General features: G+C 36.5%; 18 protein-coding genes. 13 read left to right on the top strand and 5 right to left on the bottom strand.

Annotated features, from left to right (window positions below):
* Positions 1 to 143: 143 nt before the first annotated feature.
* The 12 genes from AC3RVF_RS00090 (at position 144) to tsaB (ending at position 10,715) form a co-directional block, all read left to right on the top strand.
* Positions 144 to 788, top strand: a complete 645-nt coding sequence (locus AC3RVF_RS00090) for a hypothetical protein (protein WP_489690684.1) — start codon at positions 144 to 146, stop codon at positions 786 to 788.
* Between the two features lie 74 nt (positions 789 to 862).
* Positions 863 to 1,486 carry an SCO family protein gene (locus AC3RVF_RS00085; protein WP_489690685.1) on the top strand — a complete coding sequence of 208 codons (624 nt, stop codon included), beginning with the start codon at positions 863 to 865 and terminating at the stop codon, positions 1,484 to 1,486.
* 3 nt (positions 1,487 to 1,489) lie between these two features.
* A complete protein-coding gene (locus AC3RVF_RS00080; protein ID WP_489690686.1) occupies positions 1,490 to 2,020 on the top strand; it encodes a DUF420 domain-containing protein in 531 nt (176 codons plus the stop codon).
* An 80-nt stretch (positions 2,021 to 2,100) separates the two neighbouring features.
* Entirely contained in the window at positions 2,101 to 2,337 is a 237-nt protein-coding gene (locus AC3RVF_RS00075; RefSeq protein WP_489690687.1) for a hypothetical protein, read from the top strand.
* Positions 2,338 to 2,476: 139 nt separating this feature from the next.
* Positions 2,477 to 3,184: an ABC transporter ATP-binding protein gene (locus tag AC3RVF_RS00070; RefSeq protein WP_489690688.1), complete on the top strand. Its 708-nt coding sequence runs from the start codon at positions 2,477 to 2,479 to the stop codon at positions 3,182 to 3,184.
* Complete coding sequence (locus tag AC3RVF_RS00065) at positions 3,177 to 4,421, top strand: ABC transporter permease (RefSeq protein ID WP_489692477.1); 1,245 nt, start codon at positions 3,177 to 3,179, stop codon at positions 4,419 to 4,421. The genes AC3RVF_RS00070 and AC3RVF_RS00065 overlap by 8 nt, the downstream gene beginning before the upstream one ends.
* Positions 4,414 to 5,685, top strand: coding sequence for an ABC transporter permease (locus AC3RVF_RS00060; protein WP_489690690.1), 1,272 nt, complete (start codon positions 4,414 to 4,416; stop codon positions 5,683 to 5,685). The genes AC3RVF_RS00065 and AC3RVF_RS00060 overlap by 8 nt, the downstream gene beginning before the upstream one ends.
* 11 nt (positions 5,686 to 5,696) lie before the next feature.
* Entirely contained in the window at positions 5,697 to 6,116 is a 420-nt protein-coding gene (locus tag AC3RVF_RS00055; RefSeq protein WP_489690691.1) for a DUF1801 domain-containing protein, read from the top strand.
* Positions 6,117 to 6,168: 52 nt separating this feature from the next.
* Entirely contained in the window at positions 6,169 to 7,338 is a 1,170-nt protein-coding gene (locus tag AC3RVF_RS00050) for an efflux RND transporter periplasmic adaptor subunit (RefSeq protein ID WP_489690692.1), read from the top strand.
* A 103-nt stretch (positions 7,339 to 7,441) separates the two neighbouring features.
* Entirely contained in the window at positions 7,442 to 8,773 is a 1,332-nt protein-coding gene (locus AC3RVF_RS00045; protein WP_489692476.1) for a TolC family protein, read from the top strand.
* 2 nt (positions 8,774 to 8,775) lie between these two features.
* Positions 8,776 to 10,056 carry an efflux RND transporter periplasmic adaptor subunit gene (locus AC3RVF_RS00040; protein WP_489690694.1) on the top strand — a complete coding sequence of 427 codons (1,281 nt, stop codon included), beginning with the start codon at positions 8,776 to 8,778 and terminating at the stop codon, positions 10,054 to 10,056.
* A complete protein-coding gene (gene tsaB / locus AC3RVF_RS00035) occupies positions 10,056 to 10,715 on the top strand; it encodes a tRNA (adenosine(37)-N6)-threonylcarbamoyltransferase complex dimerization subunit type 1 TsaB (protein WP_489690695.1) in 660 nt (219 codons plus the stop codon). Before AC3RVF_RS00040 ends, tsaB begins: the two co-directional genes overlap by 1 nt.
* Before the next feature lie 10 nt (positions 10,716 to 10,725).
* Here tsaB and AC3RVF_RS00030 read toward each other — a convergent pair whose 3' ends face one another.
* The 5 genes from AC3RVF_RS00030 to AC3RVF_RS00010 all read right to left on the bottom strand — a co-directional run bounded on the left by AC3RVF_RS00030 (position 10,726) and on the right by AC3RVF_RS00010 (position 15,757).
* Positions 10,726 to 11,427 carry a hypothetical protein gene (locus AC3RVF_RS00030; protein WP_489690696.1) on the bottom strand — a complete coding sequence of 234 codons (702 nt, stop codon included), beginning with the start codon at positions 11,425 to 11,427 and terminating at the stop codon, positions 10,726 to 10,728.
* Positions 11,428 to 11,484: 57 nt separating this feature from the next.
* Positions 11,485 to 12,330 (bottom strand): mechanosensitive ion channel family protein, encoded by an 846-nt coding sequence (locus AC3RVF_RS00025; protein ID WP_489690697.1) that lies wholly within the window; start codon positions 12,328 to 12,330, stop codon positions 11,485 to 11,487.
* A gap of 6 nt (positions 12,331 to 12,336) precedes the next feature.
* The gene (locus tag AC3RVF_RS00020) at positions 12,337 to 14,451 is read right to left on the bottom strand and encodes a thioredoxin domain-containing protein (RefSeq protein ID WP_489692475.1); all 2,115 of its coding nucleotides are present in this window, start codon (positions 14,449 to 14,451) and stop codon (positions 12,337 to 12,339) included.
* Between the two features lie 72 nt (positions 14,452 to 14,523).
* Complete coding sequence (locus AC3RVF_RS00015; RefSeq protein WP_489690699.1) at positions 14,524 to 14,727, bottom strand: dodecin family protein; 204 nt, start codon at positions 14,725 to 14,727, stop codon at positions 14,524 to 14,526.
* 109 nt (positions 14,728 to 14,836) lie between these two features.
* Positions 14,837 to 15,757: a NifU family protein gene (locus AC3RVF_RS00010; protein ID WP_489690700.1), complete on the bottom strand. Its 921-nt coding sequence runs from the start codon at positions 15,755 to 15,757 to the stop codon at positions 14,837 to 14,839.
* 76 nt (positions 15,758 to 15,833) lie between these two features.
* Between AC3RVF_RS00010 and AC3RVF_RS00005 the strand changes: the two genes are divergently transcribed.
* The coding region (locus tag AC3RVF_RS00005) for a CARDB domain-containing protein (RefSeq protein ID WP_489692474.1) at positions 15,834 to 18,018 on the top strand (2,185 nt) is incomplete at its 3' end.

Here is an 18,018-nt window from a genome sequence, read left to right as displayed (position 1 = left end):
TTATATTAAAGCCCTCTTTGTGAGGGCTTTTTTTATGATTCAAATTTCTAAATTTAACATCCAAAACATTGCTCAAGGGGGTTTTACCCTGTATTTTTGCCAGACTACTTTTACCCTATTTTAAGTAGTGAAAAATTGTAACAATGAAGAAATATTTGGTTCTCGGCATCCTATTTTTACTGCCTATTACAGTCTATGTTTTTTTTGCTTCTGGAAAAAATAACTTCGCTACCTTACCTGTACTCACCACTTCTGTTACTGAACTTCAAAATTTTAAAACGCTCGACGGCGGTTCTGTACAACTCGAAAATCGTATTACAGTTTTGGGTTTCTTCGGAAATGATTTGGAGGCACATCGCGCCTATGCCTACAACTTAGCGCATAAAATCTACACAAAAAACCATCAGTTTAACGAATTTCAATTTGTTATTTTACTTCCCGAAGGCACAGAGGAGCAGGCTAGAAACATTGAAGAAAAACTGAAGCAGATAGCACCCACAGATTCTTGGTTCTTCGCTTTTGGTTCAGCTGAAAATATTAAAATGGTTTTCGAATCATTAAAATCAAACATAAGTTTGGATGCCAATTTATCTACGCCCTACGTTTTTATAATCGATAAAGAGCGCAGTCTTCGTGGTCGCGACGATGACGACGACGAAGGTGTAATGTATGGTTTCGATTCGAGTACCATTGCAGAGATAAACAATAAAATGAGCGACGACGTAAAAGTGCTTTTGGCAGAATACAGAAGAGCTTTAAAAAAATACGATTCCAACAGAGAAATTTAATACGTTCAAAACCTTAAGAACTCAATAGGAAGAGTAATAAGCAATAACATTAAAAATTATATAAAATATTCATCGTGAAAAAGAACTATTCATACATAGGAATCTCATTCATTATTTTAGTTTTTGGAATTTGGGTAGTGCCAAAAATTATAAATAAAATTTCAGGTCCAGAACTTGCAACAATTGGTGAAGTGCCCCAATTTAGCTTTACCGATCAAAACGGTAAAACCATTACAAATGCCGACTACAAAGACAAGGTTTATGTTGTAGAATTCTTTTTTACAACTTGTCCGTCCATTTGCCCAATTATGACAGAAAGCATGCTAAAAATTCAAAACGAGTTTTTAGGAAATCCAAACATGGCAATCGCTTCATTTTCTATCGATCCAGAATACGATACTTCAGCTATCTTAAAAGAATATGCTCAAAACAAAGGCATAACCAAGCCTCAATGGCATCTATTAACTGGTGAAAAGGAGAAAATATTTAAGCTAGCAAATGAAGGTTTCAATCTTTACGTAGGCGAGACTCCTGAAGTAGATGGTGGTTTTGAACATTCTGGCTTTTTTGCACTTATTGATCAAAATGGCAAAATTCGCTCTAGGATAGATGAAAACGAAAACCCTATTATTTATTACGACGGGCTAGAGGACAAAGCAGTTAAAATGCTAAAAGAAGATATTAAAAAACTTTTATAACGAATGGAATCAACCACTCAAAAACCTAGAAATTACAATGTATGGATATGGATACTGTCCATCGCTATACCTTTAGCTGTAGCAGTGTTGTTTACCGTAAAAATTCCAGGAGTGGAGCGATTGGGTTTTTTACCGCCAATATATGCGAGCATTAATGCACTTACCGCAATTATTTTGATAGTCGCGGTTATTCAAATAAAGAAAGGAAATAGAAAACTGCACGAGCGCCTAATGAAAACGGCTATTATATTATCAGCTTTATTTTTGATAATGTACGTGGCTTATCATATGACCTCAGATTCAACCCCTTTTGGCGGTGAAGGTTTTATAAAATATGTGTATTATTTTATTCTTTTAACCCATATTTCGCTTTCCATTATCGTTATTCCTTTTGTATTAGTAACTTTTGCTAGAGGTATTTCGGGTCAGTTTTATAAACATAGAAAAATTGCGCGAATCACGTTCCCGCTTTGGTTGTATGTAGCCGTTACAGGCGTTATTGTTTACTTAATGATTTCGCCATATTATATTTAAGAATAGGAGATAGAAGAACGTAAAAAGATACTAATTAATATTATTTTTCATCTTTAGTTTTTTGCAGAAATAAATTTATAATGAATACTAAAACCCTTCTCATAGTATTAGTTGCTTGTCTCTTAATCGCAATTCCCGCTGAAGCTCAGTGCGCCATGTGTCGTGCGGTTTTAGAAAGTGAAGAAGGCGGGCAAACCGCAAAAGGCATCAATAACGGAATCGTGTATCTTATGATTTTCCCTTATCTACTTATTGCCGCCATCGGATATGCCATTTATAGAAGTCGAAAAAAGGCCCGCGCAGAAAAAACACTGTAGTTTATCGAAAGATATTGTAACACTTTCGAGCTGTTGGAGTCTTATACCTGACTGCAATCACTTTCGATTTTAAGTCTTAACATGAATTTCACATTTGCGAGGCATTTCCCTTGTAATTTGCAAATCAATAATTTTTAGGATGATAGAAATAAAAGACCTTCACAAATCGTATCACATGGGCAAAAACTCGCTCCATGTTTTAAAAGGAATAAACTTCTCGGTTGCTGAAGGTGAAATGGTTTCCATTATGGGTTCTTCCGGATCTGGAAAATCCACTTTGCTAAATATCTTGGGTATTCTTGATGAAGCAGATGAAGGAACTTACACTCTTGACGGAACATTAATTAAAAACTTGAATGAAAAAGTTGCAGCCCGCTATCGCAATAAATTTCTTGGTTTCATCTTTCAGTCTTTTAACCTCATAAACTACAAATCTGCTTTAGAAAATGTTGCTATGCCGCTTTATTATCAAGGGGTAAAACGCAATATTCGTACTGAAAGAGCAATGCATTATCTAGAAAAAGTTGGCTTGGCAGATTGGGCTTCACATTTACCAAACGAACTTTCTGGTGGACAAAAACAACGTGTGGCAATTGCCCGCGCCTTAGCGAGTGACCCTAAAGTTTTACTTGCAGATGAACCTACAGGAGCGCTAGACACCAAAACTTCTTATGAAGTTATGGAACTAATACAAGGCATTAACGACGAGGGAAAAACAATCTTAATTGTTACTCACGAAGACGATATTGCGCATATGACCAAAAGAATCGTAAACCTAAAAGATGGGTTAATTATTGACGACTCTGTTGTAAAACAGGTACGAGCAAAAAGCGAGGTTTATGTTTAGTATTGAACGCTGGCAGGAAATTTTTGAAGCAATCCGCAAAAACAAACTTCGGACTTTTTTAACGGGTCTTTCCGTGGCATCTGGTATTTTTATATTGGTTATTCTTTTAGCCATCGGGCAAGGGATGTCTAACGGCGTTTCAAAACAATTCGAAAATGATGCTGCAAACCGCATTAGCGTTTGGACAAATGTTACTTCCATAGAATATAAAGGGATGAATCCCGGCCGCATAATAGAAATGGACAACCGCGATTATGATATGGCGGTTAATAAAAACGAAGATATAATTGAACTTAAATCTGGAGTTTTCAGTAGATGGGGGCAATTAACTACTTATAAAAAAGAAAGCGGAAGTTATAGAGTAGAAGGCGTTCGTGCCGATTATCAATTTCTTGAAAACGCAACTTTAGTTGAAGGAAGATACATAAATCAGAACGATCTTAATTCATTTGAAAAAAACGCAATTATAGGAAACCAAGTTTATCTGGATTTATTTGGTGGAAAAAATGCAATGGGTGAATATATAGACGTTGCAGGAATACAGTTTAAGGTTGTGGGAGTTTATTCAGACCCAGGTGGAGAGCGCGAAGAAACCCGCATTTTTATCCCATTAACCACAGCACAACGCGTTTACAATGCTGGCGATAAACTTAGATCGCTTGCTTTCACAATTGAACAGCACGACAATTACATCGATGCATTGGCTGCTTCGGAAGCCTTTTCTGCAGGTTTAGAAGCAGATTTAAAAACCAAGCACACTATATCGCCAGATGATACCAGAGCGGTAAATGTGAACAATACTTTGGAAAATGCAAAACGCTTTTACGATCTCAATAAAATGATAACTTGGTTCTTTTGGGGCGTTGGTATCTGTACTATCATTGCTGGCGTAGTTGGAGTAAGTAATATTATGCTAATTATCGTAAAAGAGCGCACTAAAGAAATTGGTGTCCGGAAAGCAATTGGCGCTGAGCCTTGGTCCATCATTGGAATGATACTTCACGAATCTATTTTTGTTACCGCAATCGCAGGTTTTATGGGCTTAATATTTAGTCTCATCCTATTGCAATTAGTAGGACCATTTATTGAAACAGATTATATCAGAAACCCTTCAGTAGACTTTTCAGTTGCAATTACAACGGTTATTATACTTGTGGTTGCTGGAGCTGTTGCTGGTTTTTTCCCCGCCTATAGAGCCGCAAATATTAAACCCATAGAAGCTTTACGCGATGAGTAAATTATTTAGTAGAGACAGTTGGGCCGAAATTATTGAAGCTCTTAGCAGCAATTGGTTTAGAACCGTAATGACTGCTTTTGGAGTGCTTTGGGGTATTTTTATATTGGTGATTTTACTCGCAGCCGGCAACGGTTTAGAAAACGGAATTAAACAAGGTTTTAACGGCATGGCCACTAATTCTATGTTTATGTGGACGCAGACCGCTTCGCAACCTTATAAAGGATTACCAAAGGGTCGCCGTTATAATTTCAAAACGAGCGATATTGATGCTTTAAAACAAAATGTACAAGGCTTACGCTTCGTTTCACCCAGAAATCAATTAGGAGGTTTTCGCGGAAGTAATAACGTGGTACGTGGTCTTCAAACTGGTGCTTTTAATGTTTATGGCGATTATCCCGAAATTATTGAGCAGCAGCCCATGGATATTACTTCGGGACGGTTTATTAGCTATTCCGATATAAATGAAAAACGAAAAGTTGCAATAATCGGGAGCGGGGTTCAAAGTGCGTTATACGATCCCGGTGAAGAAGTTATAGGCTCTTATATTAAAATTAATGGCGTTAATTTTATGGTCATTGGCACCTATAAAAAGAAAGGAAATAATGGCGATCCCGAAGAAATGCAAAAGGAAATTTATGTGCCTTTTACATCGTTTTCACAAGCATTTAATATGGGCGACATTGTAGGTTGGATGGCAATTACCGCTCAAGATGGTTATTCAATTACAGAATTGAAATCGCAAGTTTTTGACGTTATAAAAACACGTCACACTATAAACCCGAACGACGATCGCGCCATTGGAAATTTTGATCTTTATCAAGAATACAGCAAAATATCTGGCCTATTTACGGCACTTAATTTTGTGGCCTATTTCGTAGGTATTTTAGTGTTGCTTTCAGGAATTATTGGCATTAGTAACATAATGCTAATTGTAGTAAAAGAACGCACTAAAGAAATCGGTATTCGTCGAGCTTTAGGTGCTACGCCGGGAAGCATTCGCTCACAAATACTGTTAGAATCTATTTTCTTAACCATCGTTTCTGGGATGGCAGGAATTGTATTGGCATCTGCGGTACTTTGGCTTGTAAATTATCAACTCAGCGGAATGGACACCAGCGAAATGATGTTTATAAACCCTTCGGTTAACATTGGCGTTGTATTTATAGCATTAACTATTTTGATTGTTTCAGGTCTTTTGGCAGGGTTAATTCCCGCGCAGAATGCCATAAAAATAAAACCTGTTGAAGCATTAAGGACAGAATAAATTAAGTGGTAATGAAATTAATAAGCGATCCAAAAGTTGTGGCAGTTTTTGAAAATTATCCCGAACAAGTGAAGGAACAAATGCTTCAGCTTCGCGAATTGGTTTTAAAAACGGCATCTGAGATCGATGAACTTAAAGAACTGGAGGAAACTCTCAAATGGAGTGAACCGAGTTATTTAACAAAATATGGAAGCACCATTCGAATGGATTGGAAGTTGAAAAACCCAGATCAGTTTGCAATCTACTTTAAATGTACATCCAAGCTGGTTACTACATTTAGAACAATTTATAAAGACAAATTCAATTTTGAAGACAATCGGGCTATCGTTTTCAAATTAAAAGAAAAAATACCAGTGAAAGAATTACAGCACTGTATAACATTAGCGCTAACATATCATAAGGTTAAGCATTTGCCATTGTTGGGCACATAAATGAACCTGAAAAAATCATCAATTAAAGACCAAAATTTCAACAATCAACAAAATGAAAAAAACTAAAACCATAATCATCCTTGCATCCATTGCGATTCTATTTACAGTTTCTATGTATTGGCTCTATTCAAAAAATATAGAAGACCCTATTATTTATGAAACTGAAAAACCAACAATGGGTACAGTTGTTAAAAAAACTGTGGCAACAGGAAGCATTGTTCCGAAGGAAGAAGTGCTTATAAAACCAAACATTTCAGGAATTATTGACGAGATTTTTGTAGTAGCAGGTGAAATTGTAAAAGCTGGAGACCTAATTGCGAAAGTAAAAGTGGTGCCAAATGTTTCCTCTTTAAACAGCGCCAAAAGCAACATAAACAGCGTACGCACCCAAGTTGAAACCGCGCGTCTTGCTTTCGAAAACCAAAAGAACATTTATAACCGCCAGAAACAATTGTTTGAGAAAGGCGTAATTTCTGCCAATGAATTTGACAACGCACAATTGTCTTACGATCAAAGCGAGCAAAGATTAAAGCAAGAAAGAGTTGGCTTAACCGCTGCTAGTCAAAATTACGATATCGTAAAAACAGGAACTACAAGTGGAATGGGTTCTTCTGCAAATACGGAAATTCGTGCAACAGTTTCAGGAATGGTACTAGATGTACCTGTAAAAACTGGAAATCAAGTAATTGAGTCGAATAATTTCAACGATGGAACTACAATTGCTACTTTGGCCGATGTAGACAAAATGATTTTTGAAGGAAAAGTTGATGAAAGCGAAGTGGGGAAAATTAAAGAAGGTCTTCCGTTAGAGATTACTGTGGGCGCACTTCCTGAAAAAACTTTCAATGCCCAACTAGATTATATCGCTCCAAAGGGAATAGACGAAAATGGCGCAATTCAGTTTGAAATAAAGGGAACGATGAAAAATCTAGACACAACTTCAACTTTTATTCGTGCAGGACTTAGTGCCAACGCTTCTATTATTTTGGCAAAAGCAGAAAATGTGTTGACCATAAAAGAAGCTTTAGTTCAGTTTGATCCAAAAACACAGAAACCTTTTGTTGAGGTAATGGTTGGCGATCAAAAATTTGAGCGAAGAGATATAGAATTAGGCGTGAGCGACGGAATAGATGTTGAGGTAAAGAGCGGAGTTTCCAAAGATGACGACATTAAAGTTTGGAACATATTAAAACCAGCGCCAGTAACGGGTGGTCGTGGCTAAACGTCCTTTTTAGAATATAAATCAGTTCAATTTAAAATTATAATTTCATAAATTTTGTAACGCATTAGCATTGCAAAAGACTTATTCATCAATAGATAAACTTATGAAGAAGATAGCAATCCCTTTCTTTTTTTTGATACTCAGTATTTCACTCTCAGCCCAAACCAAACAATGGACTTTGCAGGAATGTGTGAATCATGCACTTGAAAATAATATTTCGGTAAAACAGAGCGAGCTAGAATTAGAGAGCAGCGAAATAGATAAACTAGAAGCAATTGGTAATTTTCTACCTACAGTAAACGGTAGCGCTAGTGCATCAAAAAATACAGGTTTAGGTTTAAACCCTACAAATAATCAACTTGAGAATACTACTTTTGGATCTGCTTCGGGCTCCATTAACGTAGGGCTTACACTTTTTGATGGACTTAGAAATGTGCGCCAATTGCAACGTTCTAAGCTAACAAAATTAGCAGCTCAGTATCGTTTAGACAAAATGAAAGATGATATTGCACTTACCGTAGCAAATTCATATTTACAAGTTTTGCTGAATAAAGCAAATTTAGAAGTTGCAAATTCTCAAAACAGAGTAACGCTCGAACAATTAGATAGAACCAATAATCTTGTGGACGCTGGAGTGCTTCCCCGAGGCGATCTTTTAGAGATTAAAGCTACTGATGCAAGCGAAAAACAACGTATGGCCGTAGCAGAAAATACTGTCACGATTTCTTTAATAAGCCTTGCGCAACTTTTATTGATTAAAGACTATACAAATTTTGATATTGCTGACGAGGAGTACAAAATTATCGATGGAGGCATTGCAGATAAAGATGTTTCAGAAATAATTGAAAGCGCAAAAGAAACGCGTTCCGAAGTAAAGATTGCTCAAAAAAGTGTAGACTTGGCTGAGAAAGATTTGCAAATTTCGCGCGGTAGCTATTACCCAACACTTTCAGCATTTTTTGGTTACAATACACGTTATGCAGATAACGACCCATTACAAACCGATTTTGTTGACCAGCTTTACTTAAACGATGGTATTGGTTATGGTTTACAACTTAATGTTCCTATTTTTAATGGTTTTGCCGTAAGAAGTAATGTAAAGCGAAGTAAGATAAATTTAAAAAATACGGAGTATCAATTAGAGCAAACAAGGTTAGATTTAGAATCTAGTGTATACCAAGCCTATGTAGATGCTAATGGTGCGCTTAAAGCGTATGAATCTGCAACCGTTGCGCTTGAATCGCAAGAGCTAGCATATCAATATGCAAAAGATCGTTTTGATGTTGGGTTAACCAATGCATTCGACTTTAGTCAATCAAAATTACGCTACGATAATTCTTTAATTGAAGAGAACAGAACTAAATTTGAATATATTTTCAAATTGAAAGTTTTGGAATTGTATTTTGGAGTTCCAGCTAGCGAATTAAAATTTTAAGTATGAAGAAAAAAACTATCATTTGGATTGTTGTAGTTGTTGTGTTGCTTATAGTTGTTCTTCTTGTTGGAAAGAAAGCAGGTTGGTTCGGTAATACAGGCGATTTTAAAGAAGTTGAAATCACCCAGATTTCGCCCATCAATATAGTTGAAACCGTTGCCGCAACAGGAAAAATTCAACCCGAAGTAGAAGTTGCGCTTTCTTCTGAAGTTTCAGGAGAAATTATTGAACTTCCCGTTAAAGAAGGCCAAACTGTACAAAAAGGCGATCTTTTGGTTAAAATAAACCCAGATTTAATTCAGGCTGCGGTAAGTCAATCGCAAGCAGGTTTGCAGAATGTTCGCGCTCAGTTAACACAGGCCCAAGCGAGCGAAAAGAATGCCCAACTTAATTTTGATCGCAACAAATCACTATTTGAGAAAGGCGTTATTTCTAAAGCTGAATGGGACAAATCGGTAACCGATTATGATATGGCGAAAGCAAACTCAAAAGCGGCATTTTACAACGTTCAAAGTGCTTCAGCAAATGTTAAGCAGTCTGTAGATAATCTTTCTCGTACCACCATTTATGCGCCTATGAGTGGAACTATTTCAAAGCTGTCGGTTGAATTAGGCGAGCGAGTAGTGGGAACAGCCCAAATGGCAGGAACCGAAATTGTTCGCGTGGCAAACCTTCAAAATATGGAAGTAGTAGTTGACGTAAACGAAAATGATATTGTAAAAGTTTCTGTGGGCGATTCAACAATTGTTGAGGTAGATGCGTATTTAAAACGTGAATTTCGAGGGGTAGTTAGTGAAATTGCAAATAGTGCAGAAAGTGCATTAACTGCAGATCAAGTAACAAACTTTAAAGTGAAAGTTCGAATTCTTCCAGATTCTTATAAAACCTTAACTGAAGGAAAACCTGAAAGCTATTCACCTTTTAGACCTGGAATGACAGCTACTGTAGATATAATTACCACTACAAAGAAGAATGTAATTGGTGTGCCTATTAGTGCAATTGTTATAAAAACAGATACCACAGATTCAAAGAAACTGTATACCAGTCAAACAACAACTACAAGCGACGAAAAGTTTGAGGCGGTTTATGTTAAAGTAGGTGAAGAAGCAAAATTACGCGTTGTAAAAACAGGTATACAAGACGATTCTAATATTGAAATAATAACAGGCTTAAAAGAGGGTGAAACCGTTATTATTGGGCCTTATAACACAGTTACCAAATCGTTGAAACAAGGTGATAAGGTCGAGGTTATTGATCCCAAAGCGGAAAAAAAGGAAAAATAATGGCTGTAATTTTATGTCTTGAAACTGCTACTACCAATTGTTCGGTTGCTGTTTCTGTTGGGGGTGAGGTAAAAGCGATTCGCGAAGAAAACAATCAAAAATATTCACACGCTGAAAAGCTTCATGTTTTCATTGAAGAGGTTTTAGCAGAAGCTAAAATTGATAAAAATCAATTAGATGCTATTGCAGTTAGTAAAGGTCCGGGTTCTTATACTGGGCTTAGAATTGGCGTATCTGCAGCCAAGGGATTGTGCTTTGCTTTAGATATTCCGTTACTGTCAATTTCAACGCTAGAGATTCTTGCACGACAGGTTGATCATAAAGATTGCTACATTATCCCGCTGCTCGATGCTCGAAGAATGGAAGTGTATTCAGCAGTTTTTAATGCTGAAAAAAAACAAATTAGAGAAACCAGAGCTGAAATAGTAAACGAGAATTCATTTAGTGACTATTTAGAAGAATCTAAAACCATTTTCCTTGGCGATGGTTCAAACAAGTTTGAAGAATTGTGTACTAATAAAAACGCAGTTTTTCTTGACAATAATTTTCCGTCATCAGCCGGTATGGCAAGTTTGGCAGAGGCCAAATACAAAATAAGCGACACAGAAAATGTCGCTTATTTTGAGCCTTTTTATTTAAAGGAATTTATGTTGGGTTAGCGTCACTGCTTTATAATATTGAATCGAAGTAGCTAATCGCTTTTATTAAATCTGCTTCTTTGTCTAAATCTATATTATTGTCTTTAATATAACTTTTCATCTCGCTTTTTTTACGATCCATCATTTTAAGAATTTTAGACTTACCATTTGGCATTTCTAAGAATGATCCATTTTGAACCAAATAATAGGTAACAGTTTTTGGGAATGCTGGCGGAGAATCTCTTTGATAGCTAGTTTTAGCTTTCTGTGGCTCTCTATAAACAGCTTTCGTCTTCTTGTAAAGATCGTATGTTTTTCCATCGCTAAGTACGTTAAAATAGCCGCCTTTTTCGTTGCTGCCATCTAATGGAACAAAAACATAAATGTCTCTAAATATTTTTACGAATATATCTGGTGACTTTGTTAAAGCGCCATAACTTACATCAGACACATTTTTTTTGATTTCAATTTCATCTGCAAAAGCGTTATATCGCATCGGAACATCATCTTGTACAAGCTGATCTCCTTGAAATATTTTCCCCTGAACAAAATTGGGATTGGCATAAGCCTCGTCTTTTATTGATTCAAATTGTGCTTCTGTAAGTCCGAAAGCCAATGATTTTTGATTAAGATCTATGGTTCTATCATAAATATTATAATTGGTATTGGTACGTTGCGCAATTGCCGGAACTAAAAGCATAACAGCAAGCGAGGTTAAAATTATTTTTTTCATATTTGAATTTTTAATGATTGATATAAAAATAGGCTATATTTCTACAAACATAACAATTTATTTCTGTAGTGTTTCCAAATTAAAATGGTGTACATCGCGTTGTGGGTAAGGTATAGAAATATCAGCAGCTTCAAGCCTTGCTTTTCCTTCTTCTAAAATTAGCCATCGCAGGTTCCAAAAGTCTTCATTCTTCGCCCAATAACGCAGTGTAAGGTTAACCGAGCTATCACCCAATTCAGCAACGGCAGCCATCGGCATTTTGTCTGTAATCTTTAAAACTGTTTCTTGCTCATTCACCAAAGCTAAAAGAATTTCTTTTGCTTGTTTTATATTGTCATCGTAACTAATACCAAAGGTTAAGTTTTCGCGTCTTATCCCTTCTATAGTATAATTAATAATATTATCGTTACTCAATTGTCCATTCGGAATTATAGCAAGTTGGTTTCCAAAAGTGATTACGCTAGTATTGAAAATTGAAATCTCTTTTACGGTTCCATCTACACCTTGGGCGCTTATAAAATCGCCTACTTTAAACGGTTTTATTAACAGGATTAAAATACCTCCCGCAAAATTGGCGAGCGAACCTTGTAATGCTAAACCAATTGCCAATCCTGCCGCACCAATAATTGCAACTAGCGAAGTAGATTCTACGCCTAGTTGCGTAATAACCAAAACAAAAAGGATGATTTTTAAACCCCAATTTATAAGACTCGCAATAAAATTTTCGAGCGTTGGATCGTATTCTTTTTTGTCGAAAAACTTTTTTGTGTACCGATTTATTACTTTAATAATCCAAAAGCCAATCAGTAACATTACAACTGCTCCAATCGCACTCGGTAAAAAATCGAGTAACTTTTGGCCATACTTTTCAAGGTAAATATCTAAGTCTTGAAATTTTTCCATAAAAATTTATTCTTTTTTGTTTAATGATTTAATTGCAATTTTTGTGTCTGTAACGGGTAGTTTGCAAGCATTGTTCTCGCAAACATAAATAAGGGTTTCATCGGGCACATATCTATTTTCAAAAAGTGGGCCATCTTTTTCGCCTGTACTTCCGGCAATAATTATGTTCGGAAGATAATTTGTATTTAGTTCTTTTATTATTTCTGGTGCATTAGCGCCTACAACAACAACTTCATAAAAACTACTTTTGAAGTTTAGCATCAAGTCCATCCAATTAGAAAAACCACTTGGATATTGTTTTATTTCTTCGGAAACGTTTTTCAGCATTTGATGCGAAATTTCATCAAAATTGGTTTCTTCAAAATATTTTGAAAGCAGAAAAAGATTCTTAGCCATTGCAGAATTTGAAGCGGGAATTACATTGTCGCGATAATCAAAGTTTCGGGTAACAATGGCCGGATCATTTTTTGAAGTGAAATAAAACATGTGTTTTTCCGAATCGAAAAAGTTAGCAATTGTATAATCAGCCATTTTCTTGGAAAGGTCGAGCCATTTATCGTCCAAGGTTATTTGATATAAGTCTACAAATGCTTCAATTGTAAAAGCATAATCCTCTAAAAAACCGTTGATGTTGCTTTTGCCATCTTTATAATTGTGAAATAACACCCCGTCTTTCCGAAGTTGATTTTTAGAGATAAAAGCTGCGTTTTTTAAAGCTGCATCTAAGTATTCTTTTTTGCCGAAAGCTTTATACGCATCCACATATCCTTTTAGCATCAATGCATTCCAAGAAGTTAGGGTTTTGTCGTCCAATCTTGGTTTGTCCCTTTTGTTGCGATAGGTGAGAAGTGTTTCTTTCCGATTATTCTTTTTCTGTTGAAATGCTTCAGAAGTAAGCCCGAATTCTTTTTCAATTTCTGCATCCGTCTTTTTGCGAATCAGGACATAGTGGTTGTTTTCCCACTTTCCGTAACTGTTTACATTGTAATATTCCTTAAAAATATTGAAATCATCTTTTAGCTGCTTCTGCAATTCTTCCGAAGTAAAAACGTAGAATGCGCCTTCTTCCAGCTTGCCATTTTCATCTTTACTATCTGCGTCCAGCGACGAATAAAAACCGCCTTCTTTGTTAGTTAAATCGAGCGCTATAAACTGCAAAGTTTCCGCAACTACTTCTTTGTAAAGTGGGTTTTTGGTTACCAAATATGCGTTACTGTAAAGGCTAACAAGTTGCGCATTGTCGTAAAGCATTTTTTCAAAATGAGGTACGTGCCATTTTTCGTCTGTACTATAGCGGGAAAATCCGCCGCCAATCTGGTCGTAAAGGCCGCCATAAGCCATTTTGTCTAAAGTTAGCGTTACAAAATTTAGTAGCTCGGCGTCATTTTTTTCAATGGCTTGCCGTAGCAAAAATTCAAGATTGTTCGGCATCATAAATTTTGGTGCACCTTGAAAACCGCCATTTTTCGTGTCGAATTTCCGCGACCAATCCGCTACAATATTTTCAAGTGGAAAATCTTTAAAAATAATCTCATCCGTATTTAAATGGATTAGATCCATGCTTTTAATTCCTTCTTCTAATCGGTTTGCGTAGGCGATCAATTTTTCAGGCTCGTTGGTATAAACTTCCTGTATTTGTTCCAAGGCATTTATCCAATCATTTTTCCTGAAATAGGTTCCGCCCCAAACGGGTCTTCCGTCGGGGAGTGTAACAACATTTAAAGGCCAACCGGCGCTTCCCGTCATTAATTGAACAGCATTTATGTAAGTTTGATCTACATCGGGTCTTTCTTCGCGATCTACTTTTACCGAAATAAAACTCTTGTTCATTACAGCGGCTACAGTGCTATCTTCAAAACTTTCGTGCTCCATTACGTGGCACCAGTGGCAAGCAGCATAGCCAACGCTTATAATCATTAGCTTTTTTTCTTTTTTTGCTTTTTGCAATGTAGCTTCGTTCCAAGCGTTCCAATTAACTGGATTGTGTGCGTGCTGAAGTAAATAAGGGCTTGTTTCCTTTATTAAATCGTTTGTATAGCTTTGTGTTTCCAAGGTTTTTTTAGTTGAAGAATTACAGCCAAGTAGAATTAGTGAGGCTAAAAGTGTAAATAGTAGTCGCATAACGGGATTTCAGAAAAACAAAAATACGCTTTTGGAATTCCAAAAGCGTATTCCGTTAAGGTCTTTAGATTATTAATTCACTTCAAAAGTGATTTTTACATTTACGCGAAATTTGGTAATGTTGTCACCGCCCTCAACCACGCAACTTTGTTCGTTTACATAAACGGAGCGAATGTTTTTCACGCTTTTTGATGCTTCTTTAACTGCATTTCTAGTGGCGTCTTCCCAACTTTTGTCTGAACTTGCAAGAACTTCAATAACTTTTAATACTGCCATATTTTTGGTTTTAAGTTAAAAATAGTGAAACTTCAAAATACAAATATTAAGCCCTAATTTTCTGAAAATTAAGTTAAAAGGTAATGATTTCTAACGCTATAAGGTGAGGTTATCCATTTATAGCTTCCACGCTATTTATTTTACCGTGGAGCATTTCTTTCAACATAGTTTCTATTCCGTTTTTTAAAGTTATTGTGGAAGATGGACAACCACTGCAAGCACCTTGCAAAATAACTTTTACTGTTTTAGTTTCTTCATTGAAAGAATCAAAACGAATATTTCCACCATCGCGTGCTACGGCAGGTTTTACGTATTCATCTAAAATAGAAATTATTTCCTTTTCAAAGTCTGTGTGATTCTCCGAAAAATTTTCAGAAGTATTATTTGTAGATGAAATATTTGCATCGGTAGTGGTTGCATTTAATATTTCATCATTCAATATTGTTTTTCCATCTTCAATAAATTTGCGGATAAAATCGCGCAATTCCATTGAAATTTCCTGCCATTCGGAAATGTTGTATTTCATCACCGAAACATAATTTTCGCTAATAAAAACTTCTTTTACAAAAGGGAAATTAAACAATGCCATTGCCAAGGGCGAATGAGTGGCATCGTCGATGTTTTTAAATTCAAAAACTCCAGTTGCTAAAGATTTATTAGCCACAAATTTCATTACTGAAGGATTGGGGGTGCTTTCTGCATAAATGGTTATGGCAACTTTTTTGGGAGTGTCTTGTTCGGCAATTACAGATTTTCCTTCATTTAGGTACTCTAAAATGGATTCGGACACTTCTTCTTGTACTTCTTCCCATGCAATTATGTCATATTTCTCGATTGCGATGAAATTCTGCGAAATATATACCGTTTTTACAAATGGAAGATAAAAAAGTTGCTGCGCCAAAGGGCTCGGTTTTGCTTCATCTATATTTTTGAATTCGTAGCTACTGGAGCGGGTTAAGAGCGAGTTAGCAACGAATTTTATAATATTCGGATTGGACGTTTTTGAAATATCTATGTTAAATTGAGGCATTAAGATGTTTTTTTTGCGAAAATATAAAAAGAAAAACAATGTATTCAATATATTTGGCACTGTAATACCAAGTTTTATGAAAAAATTAATACTTTTCTTAGCCTTACTTTTTCCACTTTTTATTTTTTCACAGGCCGTAACATTATTTCAGCAATTTAATGGTAGGTATGATTTTACAGCAGTAGGTAATACGCTGAACTCACAGCCAAATTTTAATGGGTATTGCGGACAGATGCTACAGAGTAGTGCTAGTTTATCTTTATCGCCTGGACAGACTTTTGTTTCAGCTCATTTATACTGGGGGTCTATAGGTACAGGAGATTTTGATGTTTCTATGAATGGAACACCCATTAGCGCCCAGCGTATTTTTAGCCATACTTTTAATGGTAATCCATACTTTTCGGCCTATTCAGATGTTACCGCTCTTGTAGGTGCAACAGGAAATGGCACTTATACGTTTGCAGACATGGACGTACAAGCCTTGCTTCCTGGCTATTGCGGTACTAACTTTGGTGGATGGGCAATTTACGTAATATACGAAGACCCTTCGCTTTTGCTAAATCAAATCAGTCTTTTTGATGGTTTAGAAAGTGTATCAGCAAATAATAATAACCTCAGTATTACATTAACTAACATAGATGTAAGTTCGGATGTACTTTCGAAAATAGGGTTTTTAGCTTGGGAAGGAGAACAGGAAATCGCCAATGGAGAAAGTCTTTTTATTAATGGAACATTAATTTCTAATGCTTTAAATCCTGCAAATAACGCATTCAACGGAACAAATTCTTATGTCGGGGCTCCCGGAAATGTCCAGAACTACAATATGGATTTGGACTTTTACAATTTATCAGGAATTGTGGCTGCTGGTGATACTAGTATCCTCATTGAATTAGAGTCTCATCAGGATTTTATAATGGTGAATAATATTATTACCAGTGTAAACTCAGAACTTCCCGATGCTACTATTGAAATTGATGACTTGGGTGTGCTTTGTGAGAATAATAACTTGGATGTAGAATACACAGTTTATAACGTCAATAGTACGAATGAATTACCGGCAAATACACCAATTGCATTTTATGCAGATGCAACACTTATTGGGCAAACCACAACAACAACTATTATTCCTATTGGTGGTTCTGAAAGTGGTACTATAACTTTAAATATTCCAATTGCCACTCCCAACAATTTTAACTTGAGAGCAGTAATTGATGATATAGGAAACGGAACTGGTATTGTATCTGAAACGGATGAAACAAACAACGAAGATATTTACCCAGTTGATTTAAGTACAGCAGGTATTCTTCTTAATCCAGGTCCAGCTTGTTTGGGTAGGCCAGTTATTTTAGATTCAGGTGTTACCGATCCTCCATTTAATATTCAGTGGTTTAGAAATAACATTGCTATTCCCGGTGCTACAAATCCAACATTGGTAGTTACTGCAGATGGTATTTATAGAGTGGAAGCAGTAGATGGTATTTGTAGTGTAGATAGTAATTCTGTTGTAATTACATTTAGACCCCAGCCCGTTGCAAATACTCCGGTAAATCTTTACCAATGCGATGATGGCACGACAGCGGGAGTTTTCAATTTAACAGACAACGACGCAAATATTTTGGGTGCTCAGGACCCTGCGCAGTTCACGATAAAATATTACCAAAGTTTCCAAGACAGTTTTGATGACACCAATGAGATCCTTGGCGGTGTGCATATTATTGTACCCCCATCGCCACAATCTATTTATGCACGCATCGAGGATAATAGTGGAAGCTGTTTTGATTTAACTGATTTTAAAATTTACTTCAGCCGTGCTATCGCTGGGTTGGTTCCAGCCACCGCAAGCTATTGCGATGCTGATGGTGATGGCGGCGAGTTTGTGGATCTAGCAGTGGAGTTCAACTCTTTGGTACTTGATGGCGAGCCATCTTCCAGATATTTCATTACCTATCATGGCAGCCAGGTGGATGCAGACAACGATGCCAACCCATTGCCAAACCCTTATTTTGTTAACGCTCCGGGCGAGACCGTCTATATTCGTTTAGAAAACCGAAACGATGACCGTTGTTTTGATAGCAGTCGTAGTATCGATTTGATTATAGATACCCCACCCACGGTTAACACGGCTCCCGGAAACCTTATTGAGTGCGATGTAAACAACGACGGCTTTGCTGCTTTTGACCTTACCCAGCAGGATTTGGTGATTACTATGGGCGATCCTACCTTAACGGTTACTTACCACGGAACGATGCTAGATGCAGAAA

The sequence above is a fragment of the Aequorivita sp. IT1183 genome (assembly GCF_058068265.1).
This window is presented reverse-complemented; position numbering and strand designations above follow the sequence as displayed.